The following is a 17,460-nucleotide window of genomic DNA, read 5'->3' as shown; positions in this document are numbered from 1 at the left end:
TATCCTAGACTCTTAATCAAAGTCGGACACAATGGACGTTCACCAAGGCAACGGTAGCCACAGGTATGTATTCAAGTAAAAAAAGTAACAACATCAATAAAATCGCAGTCGGACTTTTGGCACTTACCGTCATCGTATGTGCTATTGGTTGGTACTTTCTTAGTCGCCACCCGCAATCCGAACCCATTGTAGAAGTGGAGCCTATTGCGCCAGTGGAGATCGTTGAACCCACTTTGCCAATCGAGCCGTTACCTGTCGAACCGGTAATAGAACCTATCCCAGAGCCGGAGCCGGAACCAATCCTCGAGCCAGAACCGGTGGCCGAGCCAGAACCAGTTATTGAGCCGGAACCAGAGGTAGTAGTGCCGGAGCCAGAGCCGGAACCACTGCCGCCGCTCAACAGTTCCGACGATATGGCCACATCGCTGCTTAACGACATCTCTGATGGCATGCGAATCAACGGTACCTTACGTCAAGACAACCTGTTGCGTCGGCTAACCATGTTTGTTGATAACTTAACTTCTGGTGAGGTAATGCGCAGTCAAGGGCCGCTGCTGCCGCTCATCGACTCCTTCCCAGTGATTGAGTTAAACAACCGCATCTTCCTCGATCCAGACGGCTATCGTCGCTTTGATCAGATGGCGGACTTTTTGTATCGCTTAGATGAAGAGAAGACCAGTGACGCCTATTTATTGATCGAGCCGTTACTGGAAGAGGCGTACCAAGAGTTAGGCTACGAACAGGGCCAGTTCCGTAGCACTTTGTTTACCGCTATCGATCAGATTTTGGCGGCACCAGAAACTGACAGCCCACTGGCGTTAACCAGCCCCAGCGTAAACTACAAATTTGAGGATGAATCGCTCGAATCGCTGCCTGACGCGCAAAAGGTGATGTTGCGAATGGGCTCGACCAACACCCGCAAGGTGAAGTCGTTCCTGAAGCGATTTAAGGTTGCACTAAACAACTAGTCTTAGTTGTTAACCAACAAACCAAACAATGCCACTCGCTCAACCGCCAGTGGCATTGTTTGGCTGTGTACCAATTAAGTGTTGTTCTTTCTAATACAGTTAAAGCAACGGCTAGACGAGCGCCGATACAAGGGGTTAAGCACTACCGCCGTTGACCTTCTGCCGCATTGGAGCAGTCCAGCGAAGGGCGTTGGACTGCGACCTAAGGTAAGGGGGATTCCAAAGGGAGCGAAGCTCCCCGCTAATGCATACAAGAATGTGCCGTCGCCACCGCGACACCCTCCCCCAAAGCACCGAAATCGGTGAAGCCGAAGGCTTAAGATAAACTTCAACAGCTAACTACGACACAGCCCATTTTTTGTTGCGGTATCGTAGTGGTGGCAGCGCGTTATGACGTTAAACCTGCAGATTGAAGGTAACCGGGCCATCATTGACTAACGATACCTGCATATCGGCCCCAAATTCACCGGTTGCCACTAGCATATCGCTGTCGCGGCAATAGCCGACAAACTTCTCATACATCAGCTCGGCTTCGGCGGGGTGAGCTGCGCTAGAAAAGCTCGGCCGTAAGCCTTTATCGGTATCTGCAGCCAAGGTGAACTGGCTTACCACCAGCAAACTACCACCGGCTTGGCGTACATTTAGGTTCATCTTATCGTCAGCGTCAGCGAAGATGCGGTACTTCATCACCTTGTCAGCCAGCTTCTTCAGCTTGGCGTCATCGTCGCCCTTTTCAACACCCAACAACACCAGTAAGCCGCCGTCGATCTGACCAACAATTTTATCTTCCACTTCTACCTTGGCGCGGCGCACCCGCTGGATCAACGCAATCATTGAACTCTCCTAACGCTAAAAAGCGCTTATGGTGCAATCATTGATGAACCGCTGTCGAGGGGGCGTCCTCATCTTCAACGAAATCTGCAGGGTGAGTAGTAAAATATTCTGGGCAAGCCGCGGTTACCGTGGCGCCAAATAACACGATGAGCCATGACAGATAGATCCACACAAACAGGATTGGAATCACCGCCAGCGCACCGTAAATCGCTTCATAAGAGGGAAAGGTCGTGACGTACCAAGCAAAGCCCTTCTTACCAGCCTCAAACAGTAATGCGGCAATGGCACCACCGGCAGCAGCGTGAAGTAACCGTACCTGAGTATTGGGCACCAATAGATACAGCAACGTGAAGGCCACCACTGACAGTAAAAACGGCAACTTGGACAACAACATGGTCGAGAGCGTGGAGACATTAGGATCAGCAAACATCTGCAGCGACAGCACATAGGTGGTCATCGCTAGACTGGCACCAATCAAGATTGGCCCCATGGTGAGGATCATCCAGTAAAGTGAAAACGAGAACACCCAGCGACGCGCTTCTTTGATAGCAAATATTCGGTTCAGCGACTTGTCGATATTGGCAATCAGCAAAATGGCGATTACCGCCAGCGATAGAATCCCGACGGCAGTCATCTTTGAAGCGTTATCAACAAATTGTCCCATATATTGCTGCACTACATCGCCCGCAGCAGGAATGAAGTTATTAAAGACAAAACCTTCGAGCTTAGCGCGGGTTCCAGCAAAACCGGGGAACGCCGAAAACACCGCCAGCCCCACCGACACCATCGGCACAATACTCAGCAGAGTTACGTACGCTAAGTGGCCGGCGGTGATCTGCAATCCGTGATTATGACAACGCTTGCCGACATACACCACAAAGCCCAAGCTCTTGCGCCAACGCCATTGTTGTAATCGTGCCAATAAATCCATTTTTCTCTCCGATATTAAGGCGTTGAAATCTATGCTACTGATAACAGTAATGCTATGGCGCATCTTACAACAATAAGGCAACATAACAGCCTATAGTTTCTATCTAGTTTTAAGGAAGTGAGTACCATGGCAGAGCAAGGTTCCGCTGGTAATGTTATTGCCGCATTAGCGAGTTTCTTTTTTCCCGGCTTGGGACAGCTGATCCAAGGCAGGATTCTGCCTGCGTTGCTGTTCTTTATCTTTGTTGCCGGTGGTTATGGTGTCGGTCCATTTCTACTTTTCATTCCCTACATCATCGTGATCCCACTGCACATCTGGTGCATCATCGATGCAGCTAAATATAAGCCATAAGGAGTTTGGCCATGAGAGTTCTATTGTTAGCGATGGCAATGATGCTGTCTGGTTGCCAAAGTGCTTACTATGCTGCGGCAGAACAGGTTGGCTACCACAAGCGTGAAATTTTAGTCGACCGAGTTGAAGCGACCCAAGAAAACCAGCAAGAAGCTCAAGAAGAGTTCAGTTCCGCCCTTGAGCAGCTGAAAACCTTGGTCGACTTTGATGGTGGCGATTTAGAAGCGGTCTACGATAAGGTTAAAGGCGAGTACGATGACGCCCAAGCTGCCGCCGATGACGTAAGTGACAGCATCGACGCTGTCGATGGTGTAGCTGAAGCGATGTTTGCCGAATGGCAGGATGAGCTAGAACAGTACGAATCAGCAAACCTACGCCGCAACAGTGAAAAACAGCTGCGTGATACTCGCCGCCGCTACGACAACATGCTAAAAGCGATGCGTCGCGCTGAATCAAAGATGGAGCCGGTACTGAAGCGCCTTAATGACAATCAGCTCTACCTAAAGCATAACCTCAACGCCTCTGCGGTAAGTGCTATTGGTGGTGAGTTTACCAATCTTCAAACTGAGATTAATCGCTTAATCAAAGAGATGAATAGCGCCATTGCTGAGTCAGACCAATTTATCGCAACCCTAAAGTAATGCGAATAGGGTAACGATATTAAGGCGCCTACGGGCGCCTTTGTTGTCTTATACTGCCAGTGGTATACACTGCGCCGCCTAGCGCCTAACAACCCAATGCAAAGAAGTGATGACCATGGAAAAACGCCTTAATAAGTTTATTAGTGAATCTGGCTTCTGCTCCCGTCGTGAAGCAGACAAACTGATTGAACAAAGCCGCGTTACCATCAATGGTCAGATCCCAGAGCTGGGCACCAAAGTGGGCCCGGGCGATCGGGTTGCCGTCGATGGTCGTACCATCAAAGCCAGCGCCAGTGACAAAGCCGATCGGGTTTACATCGCTTACAACAAACCGATTGGCATTACCTGTACCACCGAACGCGATGTATACGGCAATATCATCGATGCCATTGGCCATAAGCAACGCATCTTTCCTATTGGTCGTTTGGATAAGCCCTCTGAAGGCTTGATCTTTCTTACCTCCGACGGCGACATCGTTAACAAGATTCTACGCGCCGAAAATGCCCACGATAAAGAGTACATTGTTACCGTTGATAAGCCGGTCAGCGAACGCTTTATTGAACGCATGAGCCGTGGAGTCCCAATTCTGGGAACGGTAACTAAACCATGTAAATGTGAAGTGGTGAGCCGCTTTGTGTTTAAAATCATCCTCACTCAAGGCTTAAACCGTCAGATCCGCCGTATGTGTGAGTATTTGGATTACGACGTAGTAAAGCTGAAGCGCAGCCGCATCATGAATGTTGGCCTCGATGGACTAAAGCCTGGGGCATGGCGTAACTTAACCGAGCAAGAGATGGCTGAGATCAACAGCGCTGTGGCCGGTTCCAGTAAAACCGCCGCCAACACCACGCAACCAAGCGCCGACTACAACTCACCACGCCGAATCAAACCACAGCAGGATAAGCCACGCTCTGGTAACCCGCGGCGCCCAAGTGGACAAGGTGAAGGTCGTGGGGTATTGGATAAGCCTAGCGGACGCTCAGGCGGTGACAACCGCCCTTCTGGCAGCAAACCCAAGGTGTATGTCAACCCAAATGCCCCAAAGGGTTCACACAAGCCAAACAAGCCGGCCAAACCGAAAGCTGGCGGCAGTACGCTTAAATTGAAGCGCAAGTAACGTATCAATACATAGCAACGGACAACCATCAGGTTGTCCGTTTTAGTTTATGCCACCCCAAATAGATATCGCTCTGCTCCCGCTCGCATAATATCAACACCCACTTGTGGCGCCGCGCAGATAGTCAGTGAAAGCCATTATTGTTAGCTAGACTTCACGCCAAGGTGTGATTGCAGCAAAGAGCAGAATCATACCTAGCGAGCTAAAGCCTCTTCTCAAAAACACCTCATCACACACCGTAGCAACGTTCAGATTGGCGTTTAGTTCTGTTATTCACCAACCCAAGGAAGAATAATGAATACTCAACCACTTAATGAACAATCGTTGATGGAGTTACAGGGTAAGGTCATCGGCGATGTTAGCGGCGCCATGGGCCTGTTGATGGCTTACATTGGCGACCAAGCTGGCGTCTATACCGAATTAGAAAGGGCGGGTGCTTGCAGTAGCAATGAGTTAGCACGACGAACCGGGCTAAATGTACGCTACTTGCACGAATGGCTATGTGCCAACGCGGCTGCTGGTTACATCAATTACAACGCCACCGAGCAAACCTTTTCTCTCTCGCCCGAACAAGCCGCCATCTTCGCGCACGAGGGCGAACCCACCTGCATGCAGGGCTTCTTTCAATCGGTGCTGTCTCAATTTGAAAGTCATGAAGACGCTGTCGAGGTATTTAAAACCGGCAGAGGCCGTGCTTGGAGTGAACAAACCCCTTGCTGCTTCTGTGGTACCGATCGCTTCTTCCGCCCCGGCTACGATGCCAATTTGGTATCAAATTGGATCCCGTCGTTGGCTGGCGTTGAAGCCAAACTAAAGGCAGGAGCAAAAGTAGCAGACATCGGCTGTGGCCATGGCTCGTCAACGATCCTTATGGCGCAGTCCTACCCCAACTCCACCATCATCGGCATCGACTTTCATGGCCCTTCCATTACTACCGCCAAAGCAAAAGCAGCCGCTGCAGGGCTGACCAACGTCGAGTTTCACCAAGTGGCAGCCAAGGACTTTACCCATAAGGACTTTGACCTAGCTTGCATCTTTGATGCCTTGCACGACATGGGGGATCCAGTTGGTGCCGCTAAACATATTAAAGAGAGTCTTAAACCTGATGGCAGCTTTATGGTGGTCGAACCCGCAGCAGGCAATAAGCTAGAGGATAATTTGCACCCTCTTGGAGGGATCTACTATGGCTTCTCAACCACCGTATGTATACCGACATCTATGGCGCAAGAGGTAGGGCTTGGTCTTGGCGCGCAAGCTGGGCAACAACGACTTACCGAAGTGCTTCATGCTGCCGGTTTTAGCACCGTTCGTCGCGCCAATGAAACACCAACCAACATGGTTTTAGAAGCGGTGCGATAAGCAATACCGATTTGCTAGATACAAAAAAGGCACCCGAAGGTGCCTTTTCTTATATTCGCAGCAGAAGATTACTTCTTAGCTAGACGGTTATCGCGCTTACGCTCGTTTTCAGTCAGTAGCTTCTTACGAATACGGATGTTTTCTGGGGTAACTTCAACCAATTCATCGTTATCGATGAATTCCAGTGCTTGTTCCAGAGTCATCTTAAGCGCTGGGGTCAGAGTCTGAGCTTCGTCAGTACCGGAAGCACGTACGTTGGTCAGCTGCTTGCCTTTCAGGGCGTTTACAGTCAGATCGTTATCACGGCTGTGAATACCAATGATCATGCCTTCGTATACTTCGGTACCGTGACCGATCATCATACGGCCGCGCTCTTGCAGGTTGAAGATGGCGTTAGTCAGTGCTTTACCAGTTGCGTTAGCAATCAGTACACCGTTCATACGTTGGCCAATTTCACCGCCCTTGTGAGGGCCGTACTGCAGGAATGAGTGGTAGATCAGGCCAGAACCAGAGGTCAAAGTCATGAACTCAGTCTGGAAGCCAATCAGGCCACGAGAAGGCATGATGAAGTCCATACGAATACGGCCTTTACCATCTGGAGCCATATCGGTCAGTTCAGCTTTACGCAGACCCATTTTCTCCATGATGGAACCCTGATGCTGCTCTTCAACATCGATGGTTACGGTTTCGTACGGTTCTTCAACCTGACCATCCACTTCACGCATGATTACTTCTGGGCGAGATACCGCCAGTTCGAAGCCTTCACGACGCATGTTTTCAATCAAGATACCTAGGTGTAGTTCACCACGGCCAGATACTTTGAACTGATCTGGGTTAGCGGTTTCTTCAACGCGCAGAGCAACGTTGTGCACCAGTTCTTTTTGCAGACGCTCAAGGATGTTACGGGAAGTAACGTACTTGCCTTCTTGGCCACAGAAAGGAGAGGTGTTTACCTGGAAAGTCATGGTTACGGTTGGCTCGTCAACAGACAGGGCCGGCAACGCTTCGACTTCGCTTGGGCAGCAAATGGTGTCAGAGATCTTCAGCTCGCCCAGACCGGTGATAGCGATGATGTCGCCCGCTTCCGCTTCTGGCACTTCGTGACGCTCTAGGCCCATGTAGCCCATTACCTTGCCAACTTTACCGTTGCGCAGGTTACCGCCAGCACATTCGATGGTTACTTGCTGGTTTACCGCAACTTTACCACGAGATACACGGCCAACACCGATCACGCCCAAGTAAGAGTTGTAGTCCAACTGAGAAACCTGCATCTGGAAAGAACCCTCTGGGTCACCAGCTGGTGCTTCTACTTCATCAACGATGGTTTGGAACAACGCCGTCATGTCTTCTGCGGTTTCGCCTTCTTCAACAGAAGCCCAACCGTTCAGCGCAGAAGCGTAAACTACTTTAAAATCCAACTGTTCGTCGGTCGCACCCAGGTTGTCAAACAGGTCAAATACCTGATCCATAACCCACTCAGGACGAGCACCAGGCTTATCAATCTTGTTGATAACTACGATTGGCTTCAGACCCTGCGCAAACGCTTTTTGGGTCACGAAACGAGTCTGTGGCATTGGGCCTTCTTGGGCATCAACCAACAGCAGTACGGAGTCAACCATAGACAGTACGCGTTCTACTTCGCCACCGAAGTCAGCGTGTCCAGGGGTGTCAACGATGTTGATGCGGTAGTCATTCCACTTAATGGCGGTGTTCTTCGCCAAAATGGTAATGCCACGCTCTTTCTCGATGTCGTTGGAGTCCATTACTCGCTCATCTAGATCGACGCGTGCGTCTAGGGTGCCAGACTGGGACAGAAGTTTATCAACCAGGGTTGTTTTGCCGTGGTCAACGTGGGCGATGATCGCCACGTTACGTAGGTTTTGGATGCTCAAAGTGCTCTCTCCGGGCAAAGGGGTAAGAAACGCTAGACCCAGTTTAGGTCATCACGCCGAGACAACCCCTTCGTGGGGTAACCATAATTTAACCAATACAAAACTCCCTTATCGTTGACGAAATAGGACGAAAACAATAAAGGATCAAGATTGGCAGGCTATTTTGGGCGGCAAGTGTAAAGGAATAGGGGCGAAACTGCGACATTTAACCGCCAATTGACGATTATTTTTTAATCGGTCACAGTGATAGACTTATTTACGGAGCGAGTTTGCTCCGTCTTTACCCCTTTTTAACGTCGCATCGATATCGTTGCACCATAAAAGCCACAAGCACCAACTTGGTGCAACAGCAGTTAAAACCAGCACCATATTAGTGCGAATGGATTTTTAATTACATCAGGGATAGAGGCAAACAGATAAAAATCAACAACTTAACTTTTTGGCACGGTAATCGCTTTAACGTGTTCAACAAGTTGGTTTGCCAAAAGAATTATGCCATTGGAGGCACTAAGTATGTCTGTCGAAAACGTCTTGCAACTCATTGAAGAAAACGAAGTGAAATTTGTGGATCTGCGCTTCACCGATACCAAAGGTAAAGAGCAGCACGTGTCTATCCCGACCAACCAGATCGACGCTGACTTCTTTGAAGAAGGTAAAATGTTCGATGGTTCCTCTATCCAAGGTTGGAAAGGCATCAACGAGTCCGACATGATTCTAATGCCTGACGCGACAACTGCAGTGCTTTGTCCTTTCACTGACGAAGCAACCCTAAACGTACGTTGTGACATCATCGAGCCAGCCACCATGGAAGGTTACGACCGTGACCCGCGCTCTATCGCTAAGCGTGCTAAAGCATTCATGCAGTCTACCGGCATTGCTGACGACGTATTCTTCGGTCCTGAGCCAGAGTTCTTCCTATTTGATGACGTGAAGTACAAGACCGACATGTCAGGCTCTATGTACAAAATTGACGCTGAAGAAGCAGCTTGGAACTCCGACAAGGATTACGAAGGCGGTAACAAAGGTCACCGTCCTGGTGTTAAAGGCGGCTACTTCCCAGTATCACCTGTAGACTCCTCACAAGACATCCGTTCAGCCATGTGTCTAGTACTAGAAGAGATGGGGCAAGTTGTTGAAGCGCACCACCACGAAGTAGCGACAGCTGGTCAGAACGAGATTGCCACCCAATTTAACAGCATTGTTGAAAAAGCTGATGAGATTCAGGTGATGAAGTACGTTATCCATAACGTTGCTCATGTATACGGTAAGTCTGCCACCTTTATGCCTAAGCCAGTAGTTGGTGATAACGGCTCGGGCATGCACTGTCACCAATCACTAAGCAAAGATGGCGTAAACCTGTTTGCTGGCGATAAGTACGGCGGCCTGTCTGAAACAGCCTTGTTCTACATTGGTGGTATCATCAAGCACGCTCGAGCTATCAACGCTTTTGCTAACGCTTCTACTAACTCCTACAAGCGTTTGGTTCCTGGATTTGAAGCTCCAGTAATGCTGGCTTACTCTGCCCGTAACCGCTCTGCCTCTATCCGCATCCCAGTGGTACCAAGCCCGAAAGGCCGTCGTATTGAGGTGCGCTTCCCAGATCCAACCGCTAACCCATACTTGGCATTCTCGGCTATGTTGATGGCAGGCCTAGACGGTATCCAGAACAAGATCCACCCAGGCGAAGCGATGGACAAGGATCTGTACGACTTGCCGGCAGAAGAAGCAGCTGAGATCCCAACCGTAGCGTCAAGCTTCGAACAAGCGCTGGATTGCTTGGATGCTGACCGTGAGTTCCTGACCGCCGGTGGCGTATTCTCTAATGACTTTATCGATTCTTACATCGAGCTGAAGAGCGCTGAGATTGAGCGCTTGAACATGACCACTCACCCGGTTGAGTTCGAGATGTACTACAGCGTTTAATGACGCTGTAAGAGAGGTTAGGCTTCGCGGGTAATCAAATAACAATAATAGCCCGCAACGCCATAACAGAAACCCACTCCATTGCGAGTGGGTTTTTTTTAACCACTAAAACCTCTACACTAAAAGCTGACTAACTATCGGAGTTTACGAATGAAACTGCGGGTTCTAATGCTTTTACTACTGGCACTTCCTGCCAGTGCAGAGATCTATAAGTGGGTCGATGCTGATGGCAAGATTCACTACGGTGACAAGCCAGTCGCTGGGGCGGAAAAGGTAGTACCAAAAGAGCCGATGACCGCAACGTTATCGCGTGCCCCGACTACACCAACTCAAACACAGCAACCGCAAACTTCTCCTGCGCAACAACGTATCTCCTACAAGGTCAAATTCACCGCACCAGATAACAACGCCACCGTGCGTAACAACAACGGTCAAGTGCCCGTCAGCATCTTTCTCAAACCAGAGCTGGCCAGTAATCATAGATTGCAGCTGTTCTTGGATGGATCAGTTATACGTACCCTCGGCGGTGGCGGCAATTTTGTCCTAGATGACATTGACCGCGGTGAACACCAACTGCAAGTTAAGGTAATTGATAAAAGCGGCAAAATACTTGCATATAGTTCTAAACGAACCCTGTTTATGCACCGCCAATCACTGCTGATGCCTAGCGGCAGTAAGCCTATAGTGAAAATCCCACATAATTAGTGTGGCCGCCATTGCACCATTTGGGTGCAATGGCTATGGTGGGGCAATAAGCCTTTGGAAGGAACCACCATGGATCTGGCCGTCGCAATTACTGACAATCTATCTACTGCGGTATTAGTGCTCGATGCTAACCGCACCGTAGAGTACGCCAATAGCGCCGCCGAGCAGCTGTTGGCACTCGGCCAGCGTCGCATGCAAGGGTGTGCGATCACCGATCTCTATCAGCACCTTTCGGTCGAGCATTCAACACTAATGGCGGCTTTAACCGGCGACCAAAGCCAAACCCTCTATGCACTTTCTCTAGCCACCCTTGATGGCCGACACCACACCATCGATCTCAGCTTCAGCCCGTTGCCCGATGGCAATACCATCATCGAAGCACGCTCCATCGATCAGCAACATCGCATCAGCCAAGAGCTACAGCAGTATGCGCAACACCATGCAGCCCAGTTGTTAGTTCGAGGCCTAGCCCACGAAATCAAAAACCCTCTTGGCGGTTTACGCGGTGCGGCTCAGTTACTGCAGATGGAGTTGGAAGGGAACGAGCTGCAGGAGTTTACCGGCATCATCATCGAACAGGCCGATCGGCTGCGAAACTTGGTCGATCGCTTATTAGGGCCACAGTATCCAGGGCAATGGCAGAGCACCAACGTTCACCGTTTGCTCGAGTCCAGCAGTCAATTATGTATCTTAGAAGGTGAAGGTAGTATTGAGGTGGAACGAGATTACGATCCCTCCATCCCCGACTTTCTGATGGATGCCGAGCAGCTCGAACAGGCGATCCTCAATATTATGCGCAATGGCTGCCAAGCCATGCACAATCGTGGCACCTTAACCGTACGAACCCGCAGCAAAGGGGCAATGACCATCGCCGGAACTCGCCATCGCCAGATCGTTGCGGTCACGATTGCCGACACCGGCCCGGGGATCTCCTCGGAAGTGCGTGACACCCTTTTCTACCCGATGGTAACCGATAAGGCCGATGGCAGCGGTTTAGGGCTATCGATCGCACAAAACATTGTTAGCCAACATCAGGGCCGGATTGACGTCGAAAGCTGGCCAGGTCATACCGAATTCACCATCTACCTTCCACTGCGATCAACCAAGGAGCACGTATGAGCGAACAAGTCTGGATCCTTGATGATGACAGTTCCATCCGTTGGGTATTGGAACGAGCGCTAAAACGCGCAGAGATTAGCAGTGCCAGTTTTGCCGCCGCCGACTCCTTAGCCGAGGCCTTGCTTACCGATCAACCCCAGGTGATCATATCCGATATCCGCATGCCAGGAACCGATGGCTTAACCCTGTTGTCGCGGATTAAGCAGACCCAGCCCGACCTACCAGTGATCATCATGACCGCCCATTCTGATCTGGACAGTGCGGTTGGTGCCTATCAGGCTGGGGCCTTTGAGTACCTGCCCAAACCGTTTGATATCGACGAGGCGATCGCATTGATCCGCCGTGCCATAGAACACAGTATCGCCCGCCAACCAACCAAACGTGTTAAGCACACCCCACTGCCAGAGATTATTGGTGAAGCGCCGGCAATGCAGGAGGTGTTCCGCGCTATCGGTCGACTCGCTCGCTCCTCCATCAGTGTGTTGATTAATGGTCAATCTGGTACCGGTAAAGAGTTGGTCGCCAGTGCCCTGCACAAACACAGCCCCCGCGCCGATCACCCCTTTGTGGCGTTAAATATGGCTGCAATTCCAAAAGATTTGATTGAGTCAGAGTTGTTTGGTCACGAAAAAGGGGCCTTTACCGGTGCTGGTGGTCAGCGGACTGGCCGCTTCGAACAAGCCAACGGCGGCACCCTATTCTTGGATGAGATTGGGGATATGCCATTGGATGTGCAAACACGATTGTTGCGGGTACTGTCCGACGGTCAGTTCTATCGGGTTGGCGGCCATTCACCAGTAAAAGTAGATGTGCGTATCGTTGCTGCGACCCACCAGAATTTAGAGAGTCGAGTTAAAGACGGTCAGTTCCGTGAGGATCTGTTTCACCGCCTCAACGTGATTCGTATCCAGCTACCGGCTCTGAATGAACGGCGGGAAGATATCCCCGCGCTCGCCCACCACTTCTTACGTGGCGCTGCCAAAGAGTTAGGTGGCGAGCCAAAACAACTTAGTGCTGAAGCACTGCAACAGCTGAAGCTATTTGCGTGGCCGGGCAATGTCCGTCAACTCGAAAACGCCTGCCGCTGGATGACGGTAATGGCCTCCGGACAAGAGATCCTAGTTCAAGATCTGCCACCAGAGATCCACACCAAAGCCACGTCGGGCTTTCATGGTGAGCAATTGGACTGGACCGAAGAGCTGGCAAACTGGATGGACTCGACCTTGGCCAATGGTGATTCCAACCTACTCAAGCAAGCACTGCCAGCATTCGAACGCACCATGCTCACAGTTGCGTTGCGCCATAGCGGAGGCCATAAACAAGATGCCGCCAAGCTGTTGGGGTGGGGACGAAATACGCTAACGCGCAAACTGAAAGAGTTAGATGTAAAAGCCTGACATTTTTATTCCATTAACCTGCATAAAAAGTCATTCGTCAGGTGCCAGCAAATGCACCATAAACAGCCCTTAGCAAAATGCTGTTTATGGTGAGAACTGCTGAAATAAATTACTGCATTTGCTCACGAAAAGAACCATTGGACAAAATGACCCAAAGTTATCGACCCAAGCTAGGCAAATTAGGATACAAAGATTCGGATAAACACAATTATCCATAAACCCCCGCTAAACCAACAACAACCTCGTAAGTTACGCGCACTAAAGCCAAAAAGTCCCAACGAAGCGTTTATTAAGCAGCCAAATGCAACGCAATGGCCACTTTTGCAACACATTAATTTAACGAGCGCATTGTTGTTTGAATCAGAATTCTGATCGAGATCATATTTGTGCTCTCTTTCAAATTTCCCCCATCAGAAAAACGATCTAGATCACATTTCGCCCCCTCAGCGCATGGAGAATGGCCTCATTCCTTCCAGTTTTGGACGGTAAATCAGTGGCTAACTTATGCAATAAAGTGCATAGATTAGCTTTTGTAGTCAGGTATCCCCAAGGAGATACGATGAAATCCCATACCCCTGCGCGTGACCGCCGCGATCTGTTGAAGCTACTAGTTAGTGCTCCGATCGCAGCTACCGCCGTTGCGGCGGCTCCAGCCCAAGCACAGGCAACTGTTGCTAGCGAGAGCAAAACCGCTAACTACAGCGAAACCGACCACGTACGTCGCTACTACGCGACCCTACGCGGCCAATAACGGAGTATTCACGCGATGAAATTGACTCGTAATATCACTGCGAAAGTTGAAGGTTTAGGCCTTAACCGTCGTCAGTTTTTGAAAAACGCTGGTGTAACCAGTGGCGGTATCGCTGCAGCTTCTATGCTGGGCACCGGCATGATCAAGAAAGCTCATGCATCTACCGCAGTAAACCCGAACGCACCAGTTGAAATCAAACGCACCATCTGTTCCGGCTGTGCCGTGGGCTGTGGATTGTACGCTGAAGTACAAAACGGCGTTTGGACTGGACAAGAGCCGGCCTTCGACCATCCCTTCAACCGTGGCGGACACTGTGCAAAAGGTGCCGCGCTACGTGAGCATGGCCACTCTAAAAAACGCGTTAAGTACCCAATGAAGCTGGAAGGCGGTAAGTGGAAGAAACTATCTTGGGACGATGCTATCGCTCAAGTTGGTGATCTGATGCTGAACATCCGCGAAGAGTCTGGCCCAGACGCGTTGTACTTCATGGGTTCCGCAAAGTTCTCTAACGAAGGCTGTTACATGTACCGCAAATTTGCGGCTATGTGGGGCACCAACAACGTTGACCACTCTGCACGTATCTGTCACTCCACTACTGTAGCCGGTGTTGCTAACACTTGGGGTTACGGTGCAATGACGAACTCGTTCAACGACATTCGTCACGCACAGGCTATGTTCTTCATCGGTGCAAACCCTGCAGAAGCTCACCCTGTTGCGATGCAGCACATCCTGACGGCTAAAGAGCGCGGTGCTAAGATCGTAGTTATCGATCCACGCTTCTCTCGCACAGCTGCTCACTCTGATCACCACGTTGGCATCCGCCCTGGTACCGATATCCCATTCATCTACGGTATGTTGAATGTGATCTTCGAAAACAACTGGCAGGATCAGACTTTCATCGACCAACGCGTTTGGGGCATGGAAGACATCGCTCAAGAAGCGAAGAAATTCCCTCTTGCAGAAGCGGCACAGATTTGTGGCGTAACTGAAGACTCTATCTTCCAAGCTGCTAAGATCATGGCTGATAACCGCCCTGGTTCTGTTGTTTGGTGTATGGGTGGTACTCAGCACACCGTTGGTAACGCCAACACCCGTGCTTACTGTCTGCTGCAGCTGGCCCTAGGTAACATGGGTAAGTCTGGCGGCGGTACTAACATCTTCCGTGGCCACGATAACGTACAGGGCGCAACCGATTTAGGTCTGTTGTTTGACACCCTACCTGGTTACTACGGCCTGTCTACCGGCGCTTGGACTCACTGGAGCCACGTTTGGGATCTAGACAAGAGCTGGGTTGACGGTCGTTTCGATCAAGGCGAATACCTTGGTAAGAAGCCACAAACCACTCCTGGTTTGCCATGTTCTCGCTGGCACGATGGTGTACTGGAAGACAAGAAGAAACTGGGCCAGCGCGACAACGTTCGCATGGCGTTCTTCTGGGGTCAGTCAGTAAACACTGAAACTCGTCAGCGTGACGTACGTGACGCACTGGACAAAATGGATGCGGTAGTGGTTGTTGACCCTTACCCAACTATGGCTGGTGTAATGCACCGTCGTAGCGACAACGTATTCCTGTTACCAGCATGTACTCAGTTCGAAGCTGAAGGTTCCCTGTCTAACTCTGGTCGCTCTGCACAGTGGCGTCAGCAGGTAGTTGAGCCTCTGTTCGAATCTAAGAACGACTTGGAAATCATGTACTTGCTATCTAAGAAGCTGGGCTTCGCAGAGCAGTTCACCAAGCGTATCAAGGTGGTAAACAACCTGCCAGTAGTTGAAGACGTAACTCGCGAAATCAACCGCGGTATGCTGACCATCGGTATGTCTGGTCAAGGTCCTGAGCGTATCAAGGATCACACCATGAACTGGGGTAAGTTCTCTGTTGAGAACCTGCAAGCCATGGGTAACGACTTCAAGGGCGAAACCTACGGTCTGCCTTGGCCTTGTTGGGGTACTCCAGAGCAGAAGCACCCTGGTACTCACATCCTGTACGATACGTCTAAGCACGTATTACAAGGTGGTGGTAACTTCCGTGCTCGCTTCGGTGTTGAACGTAACGGCGAAAACCTGTTGGCTGAAGGTTCAGCTCCAGTAGGTAACGAGCTAGGTGACGGTCACCCAGAATTTACTGCCGACATGCTGAAACAGCTGGGTTGGTGGGACGAGCTGACTGCTGCTGAGAAGAAAGAAGCAGAAGGCAAGAACTGGAAAACCGATTTGTCCGGCGGTATCCACCGCATCGCGATGAAGCACGGTTGTATCCCATTTGGTAACGCCAAAGCCCGTTGTAAGGTTTGGACCTTCCCAGATCCAATGCCAGTACACCGTGAGCCGCTGTACACCCCACGCCGTGATCTGATCGCGAAGTACCCTACTTACAACGATATGCAAGTACACCGTCTACCGACCCTGTACAAGTCTATCCAAGACAAGGTTATTTCCGACAACCTAGATAAGAAGTACCCACTAGCAATGACCTCTGGTCGTCTGGTTGAGTACGAAGGTGGTGGTGAAGAGTCTCGTTCTAACCCTTGGTTGGCCGAACTGCAGCAGAACATGTTCATCGAAATTAACCCAGTAGACGCGGCTGACCGTGGTTTACGTGACGGTGATACCGTTTGGGTTGAAGGCGCTGAAGGTGGTCGCATTAAGGTTCAAGCTATGGTTACTCCTCGCGTTAAAGAGGGTGTTACCTGGATGCCTTACCACTTTGCCGGTGTGATGCACGGCGTTGATCTGGATTACCCAGAAAGCGGCGATATCAGCACTAAGCCTTACGTTGTTGGCGAATCTGCTAACACTGCCCTGACCTATGGTTACGACCCAATCACTCAGATGCAAGAGACTAAGTCTTCCCTGTGTCAGATTGAAAAAGCGTAAGCTAGCTAGGAGATAAGCCGAAATGGCCACAATGAAATTTATGTGTGACACCAAGCGCTGCATTGAATGTAACGGTTGTGTCGTAGCTTGTAAGAACGAAAACGACTCTGCTCTGGAATGGGGCATTCAACGTCGTCGCGTAGTAACCATCAACGATGGTCAACCAAGCGAAGCGTCCATCTCTGTAGCTTGTATGCACTGCTCTGATGCGCCGTGTATGGAAGTTTGCCCAGTGAACGTATTCAGCAAGACCGAAGACGGCATTGTCCAACACGACAAGTCTCGTTGCATCGGTTGTGGTTACTGCTTGTACGCCTGCCCATTTGGCGCACCGCAGTTCCCTAAACAGTCTGCGTTTGGCTCTAAAGGCAAGATGGACAAGTGTACTTTCTGTGCCGGTGGTCCAAACACCGAAGCTGGCTCTGCTGAAGAGAAAGCTCAGTACGGTGCAAACCGTATCGCAGAAGGCAAACTGCCAATGTGTGCTGAGCTTTGCTCAACTAAAGCACTGCTTGGCGGCGACGCTGGCATGGTTTCTGACATCTACCGCGAGCGTGTAGTTGCCCGAGGCCACAAAAACGCCGGTTGGTCTAAGTAA

General features: G+C 50.5%; 15 protein-coding genes. 12 read left to right on the top strand and 3 right to left on the bottom strand.

The window, feature by feature from the left end:
• Positions 1-65: 65 nt before the first annotated feature.
• Positions 66-968: a DUF3014 domain-containing protein gene (locus tag HER31_RS16290; protein ID WP_168662170.1), complete on the top strand. Its 903-nt coding sequence runs from the start codon at positions 66-68 to the stop codon at positions 966-968.
• Positions 969-1,364: 396 nt separating this feature from the next.
• On the opposite strand, the gene dtd is transcribed toward HER31_RS16290, so the two are convergent.
• Together dtd and HER31_RS16280 are read right to left on the bottom strand one after the other, a co-directional pair.
• Positions 1,365-1,802, bottom strand: a complete 438-nt coding sequence (gene dtd, locus HER31_RS16285; protein WP_168662168.1) for a D-aminoacyl-tRNA deacylase — start codon at positions 1,800-1,802, stop codon at positions 1,365-1,367.
• Positions 1,803-1,839: 37 nt separating this feature from the next.
• The gene (locus HER31_RS16280) at positions 1,840-2,733 is read right to left on the bottom strand and encodes a virulence factor BrkB family protein (RefSeq protein ID WP_168662166.1); all 894 of its coding nucleotides are present in this window, start codon (positions 2,731-2,733) and stop codon (positions 1,840-1,842) included.
• A gap of 126 nt (positions 2,734-2,859) precedes the next feature.
• On the opposite strand from HER31_RS16280, the gene HER31_RS16275 reads away from it, so the two are divergent.
• The 4 genes from HER31_RS16275 (at position 2,860) to HER31_RS16260 (ending at position 6,201) form a co-directional block, all read left to right on the top strand.
• A complete protein-coding gene (locus HER31_RS16275; protein ID WP_168662164.1) occupies positions 2,860-3,084 on the top strand; it encodes a hypothetical protein in 225 nt (74 codons plus the stop codon).
• Between the two features lie 11 nt (positions 3,085-3,095).
• The gene (locus HER31_RS16270) at positions 3,096-3,725 is read left to right on the top strand and encodes a DUF2959 domain-containing protein (RefSeq protein WP_168662162.1); all 630 of its coding nucleotides are present in this window, start codon (positions 3,096-3,098) and stop codon (positions 3,723-3,725) included.
• A gap of 109 nt (positions 3,726-3,834) precedes the next feature.
• Entirely contained in the window at positions 3,835-4,842 is a 1,008-nt protein-coding gene (rluF, locus tag HER31_RS16265; RefSeq protein ID WP_168662160.1) for a 23S rRNA pseudouridine(2604) synthase RluF, read from the top strand.
• Between the two features lie 294 nt (positions 4,843-5,136).
• On the top strand, positions 5,137-6,201 hold the full coding sequence (locus HER31_RS16260; RefSeq protein WP_168662158.1) for a class I SAM-dependent methyltransferase: 1,065 nt from the start codon (positions 5,137-5,139) through the stop codon (positions 6,199-6,201).
• Between the two features lie 68 nt (positions 6,202-6,269).
• On the opposite strand, the gene typA is transcribed toward HER31_RS16260, so the two are convergent.
• Positions 6,270-8,093, bottom strand: coding sequence for a translational GTPase TypA (gene typA, locus HER31_RS16255; protein ID WP_168662157.1), 1,824 nt, complete (start codon positions 8,091-8,093; stop codon positions 6,270-6,272).
• Between the two features lie 513 nt (positions 8,094-8,606).
• Between typA and glnA the strand changes: the two genes are divergently transcribed.
• From glnA to fdh3B, 7 genes are all read left to right on the top strand, one after another.
• Positions 8,607-10,016, top strand: coding sequence for a glutamate--ammonia ligase (glnA, locus tag HER31_RS16250; protein ID WP_168662155.1), 1,410 nt, complete (start codon positions 8,607-8,609; stop codon positions 10,014-10,016).
• 150 nt (positions 10,017-10,166) lie between these two features.
• Positions 10,167-10,721: a DUF4124 domain-containing protein gene (locus HER31_RS16245; protein WP_168662153.1), complete on the top strand. Its 555-nt coding sequence runs from the start codon at positions 10,167-10,169 to the stop codon at positions 10,719-10,721.
• Between the two features lie 69 nt (positions 10,722-10,790).
• Positions 10,791-11,840 (top strand): nitrogen regulation protein NR(II), encoded by a 1,050-nt coding sequence (glnL, locus tag HER31_RS16240; protein WP_168662151.1) that lies wholly within the window; start codon positions 10,791-10,793, stop codon positions 11,838-11,840.
• Positions 11,837-13,237, top strand: a complete 1,401-nt coding sequence (gene glnG, locus HER31_RS16235; protein ID WP_168662149.1) for a nitrogen regulation protein NR(I) — start codon at positions 11,837-11,839, stop codon at positions 13,235-13,237. The genes glnL and glnG overlap by 4 nt, the downstream gene beginning before the upstream one ends.
• Positions 13,238-13,796: 559 nt before the next feature.
• Entirely contained in the window at positions 13,797-13,988 is a 192-nt protein-coding gene (locus tag HER31_RS16230; protein ID WP_168662147.1) for a formate dehydrogenase, read from the top strand.
• Positions 13,989-14,003: 15 nt separating this feature from the next.
• Positions 14,004-16,862 carry a formate dehydrogenase subunit alpha gene (locus HER31_RS16225; RefSeq protein ID WP_168662146.1) on the top strand — a complete coding sequence of 953 codons (2,859 nt, stop codon included), beginning with the start codon at positions 14,004-14,006 and terminating at the stop codon, positions 16,860-16,862.
• A gap of 22 nt (positions 16,863-16,884) precedes the next feature.
• Positions 16,885-17,460 carry a formate dehydrogenase FDH3 subunit beta gene (gene fdh3B, locus HER31_RS16220; RefSeq protein WP_168662144.1) on the top strand — a complete coding sequence of 192 codons (576 nt, stop codon included), beginning with the start codon at positions 16,885-16,887 and terminating at the stop codon, positions 17,458-17,460.

Origin of the sequence: Ferrimonas lipolytica, from assembly GCF_012295575.1 — a bacterium.
GTDB classification, from domain to species: Bacteria; Pseudomonadota; Gammaproteobacteria; order Enterobacterales; family Shewanellaceae; genus Ferrimonas; species Ferrimonas lipolytica.
This window is presented reverse-complemented; position numbering and strand designations above follow the sequence as displayed.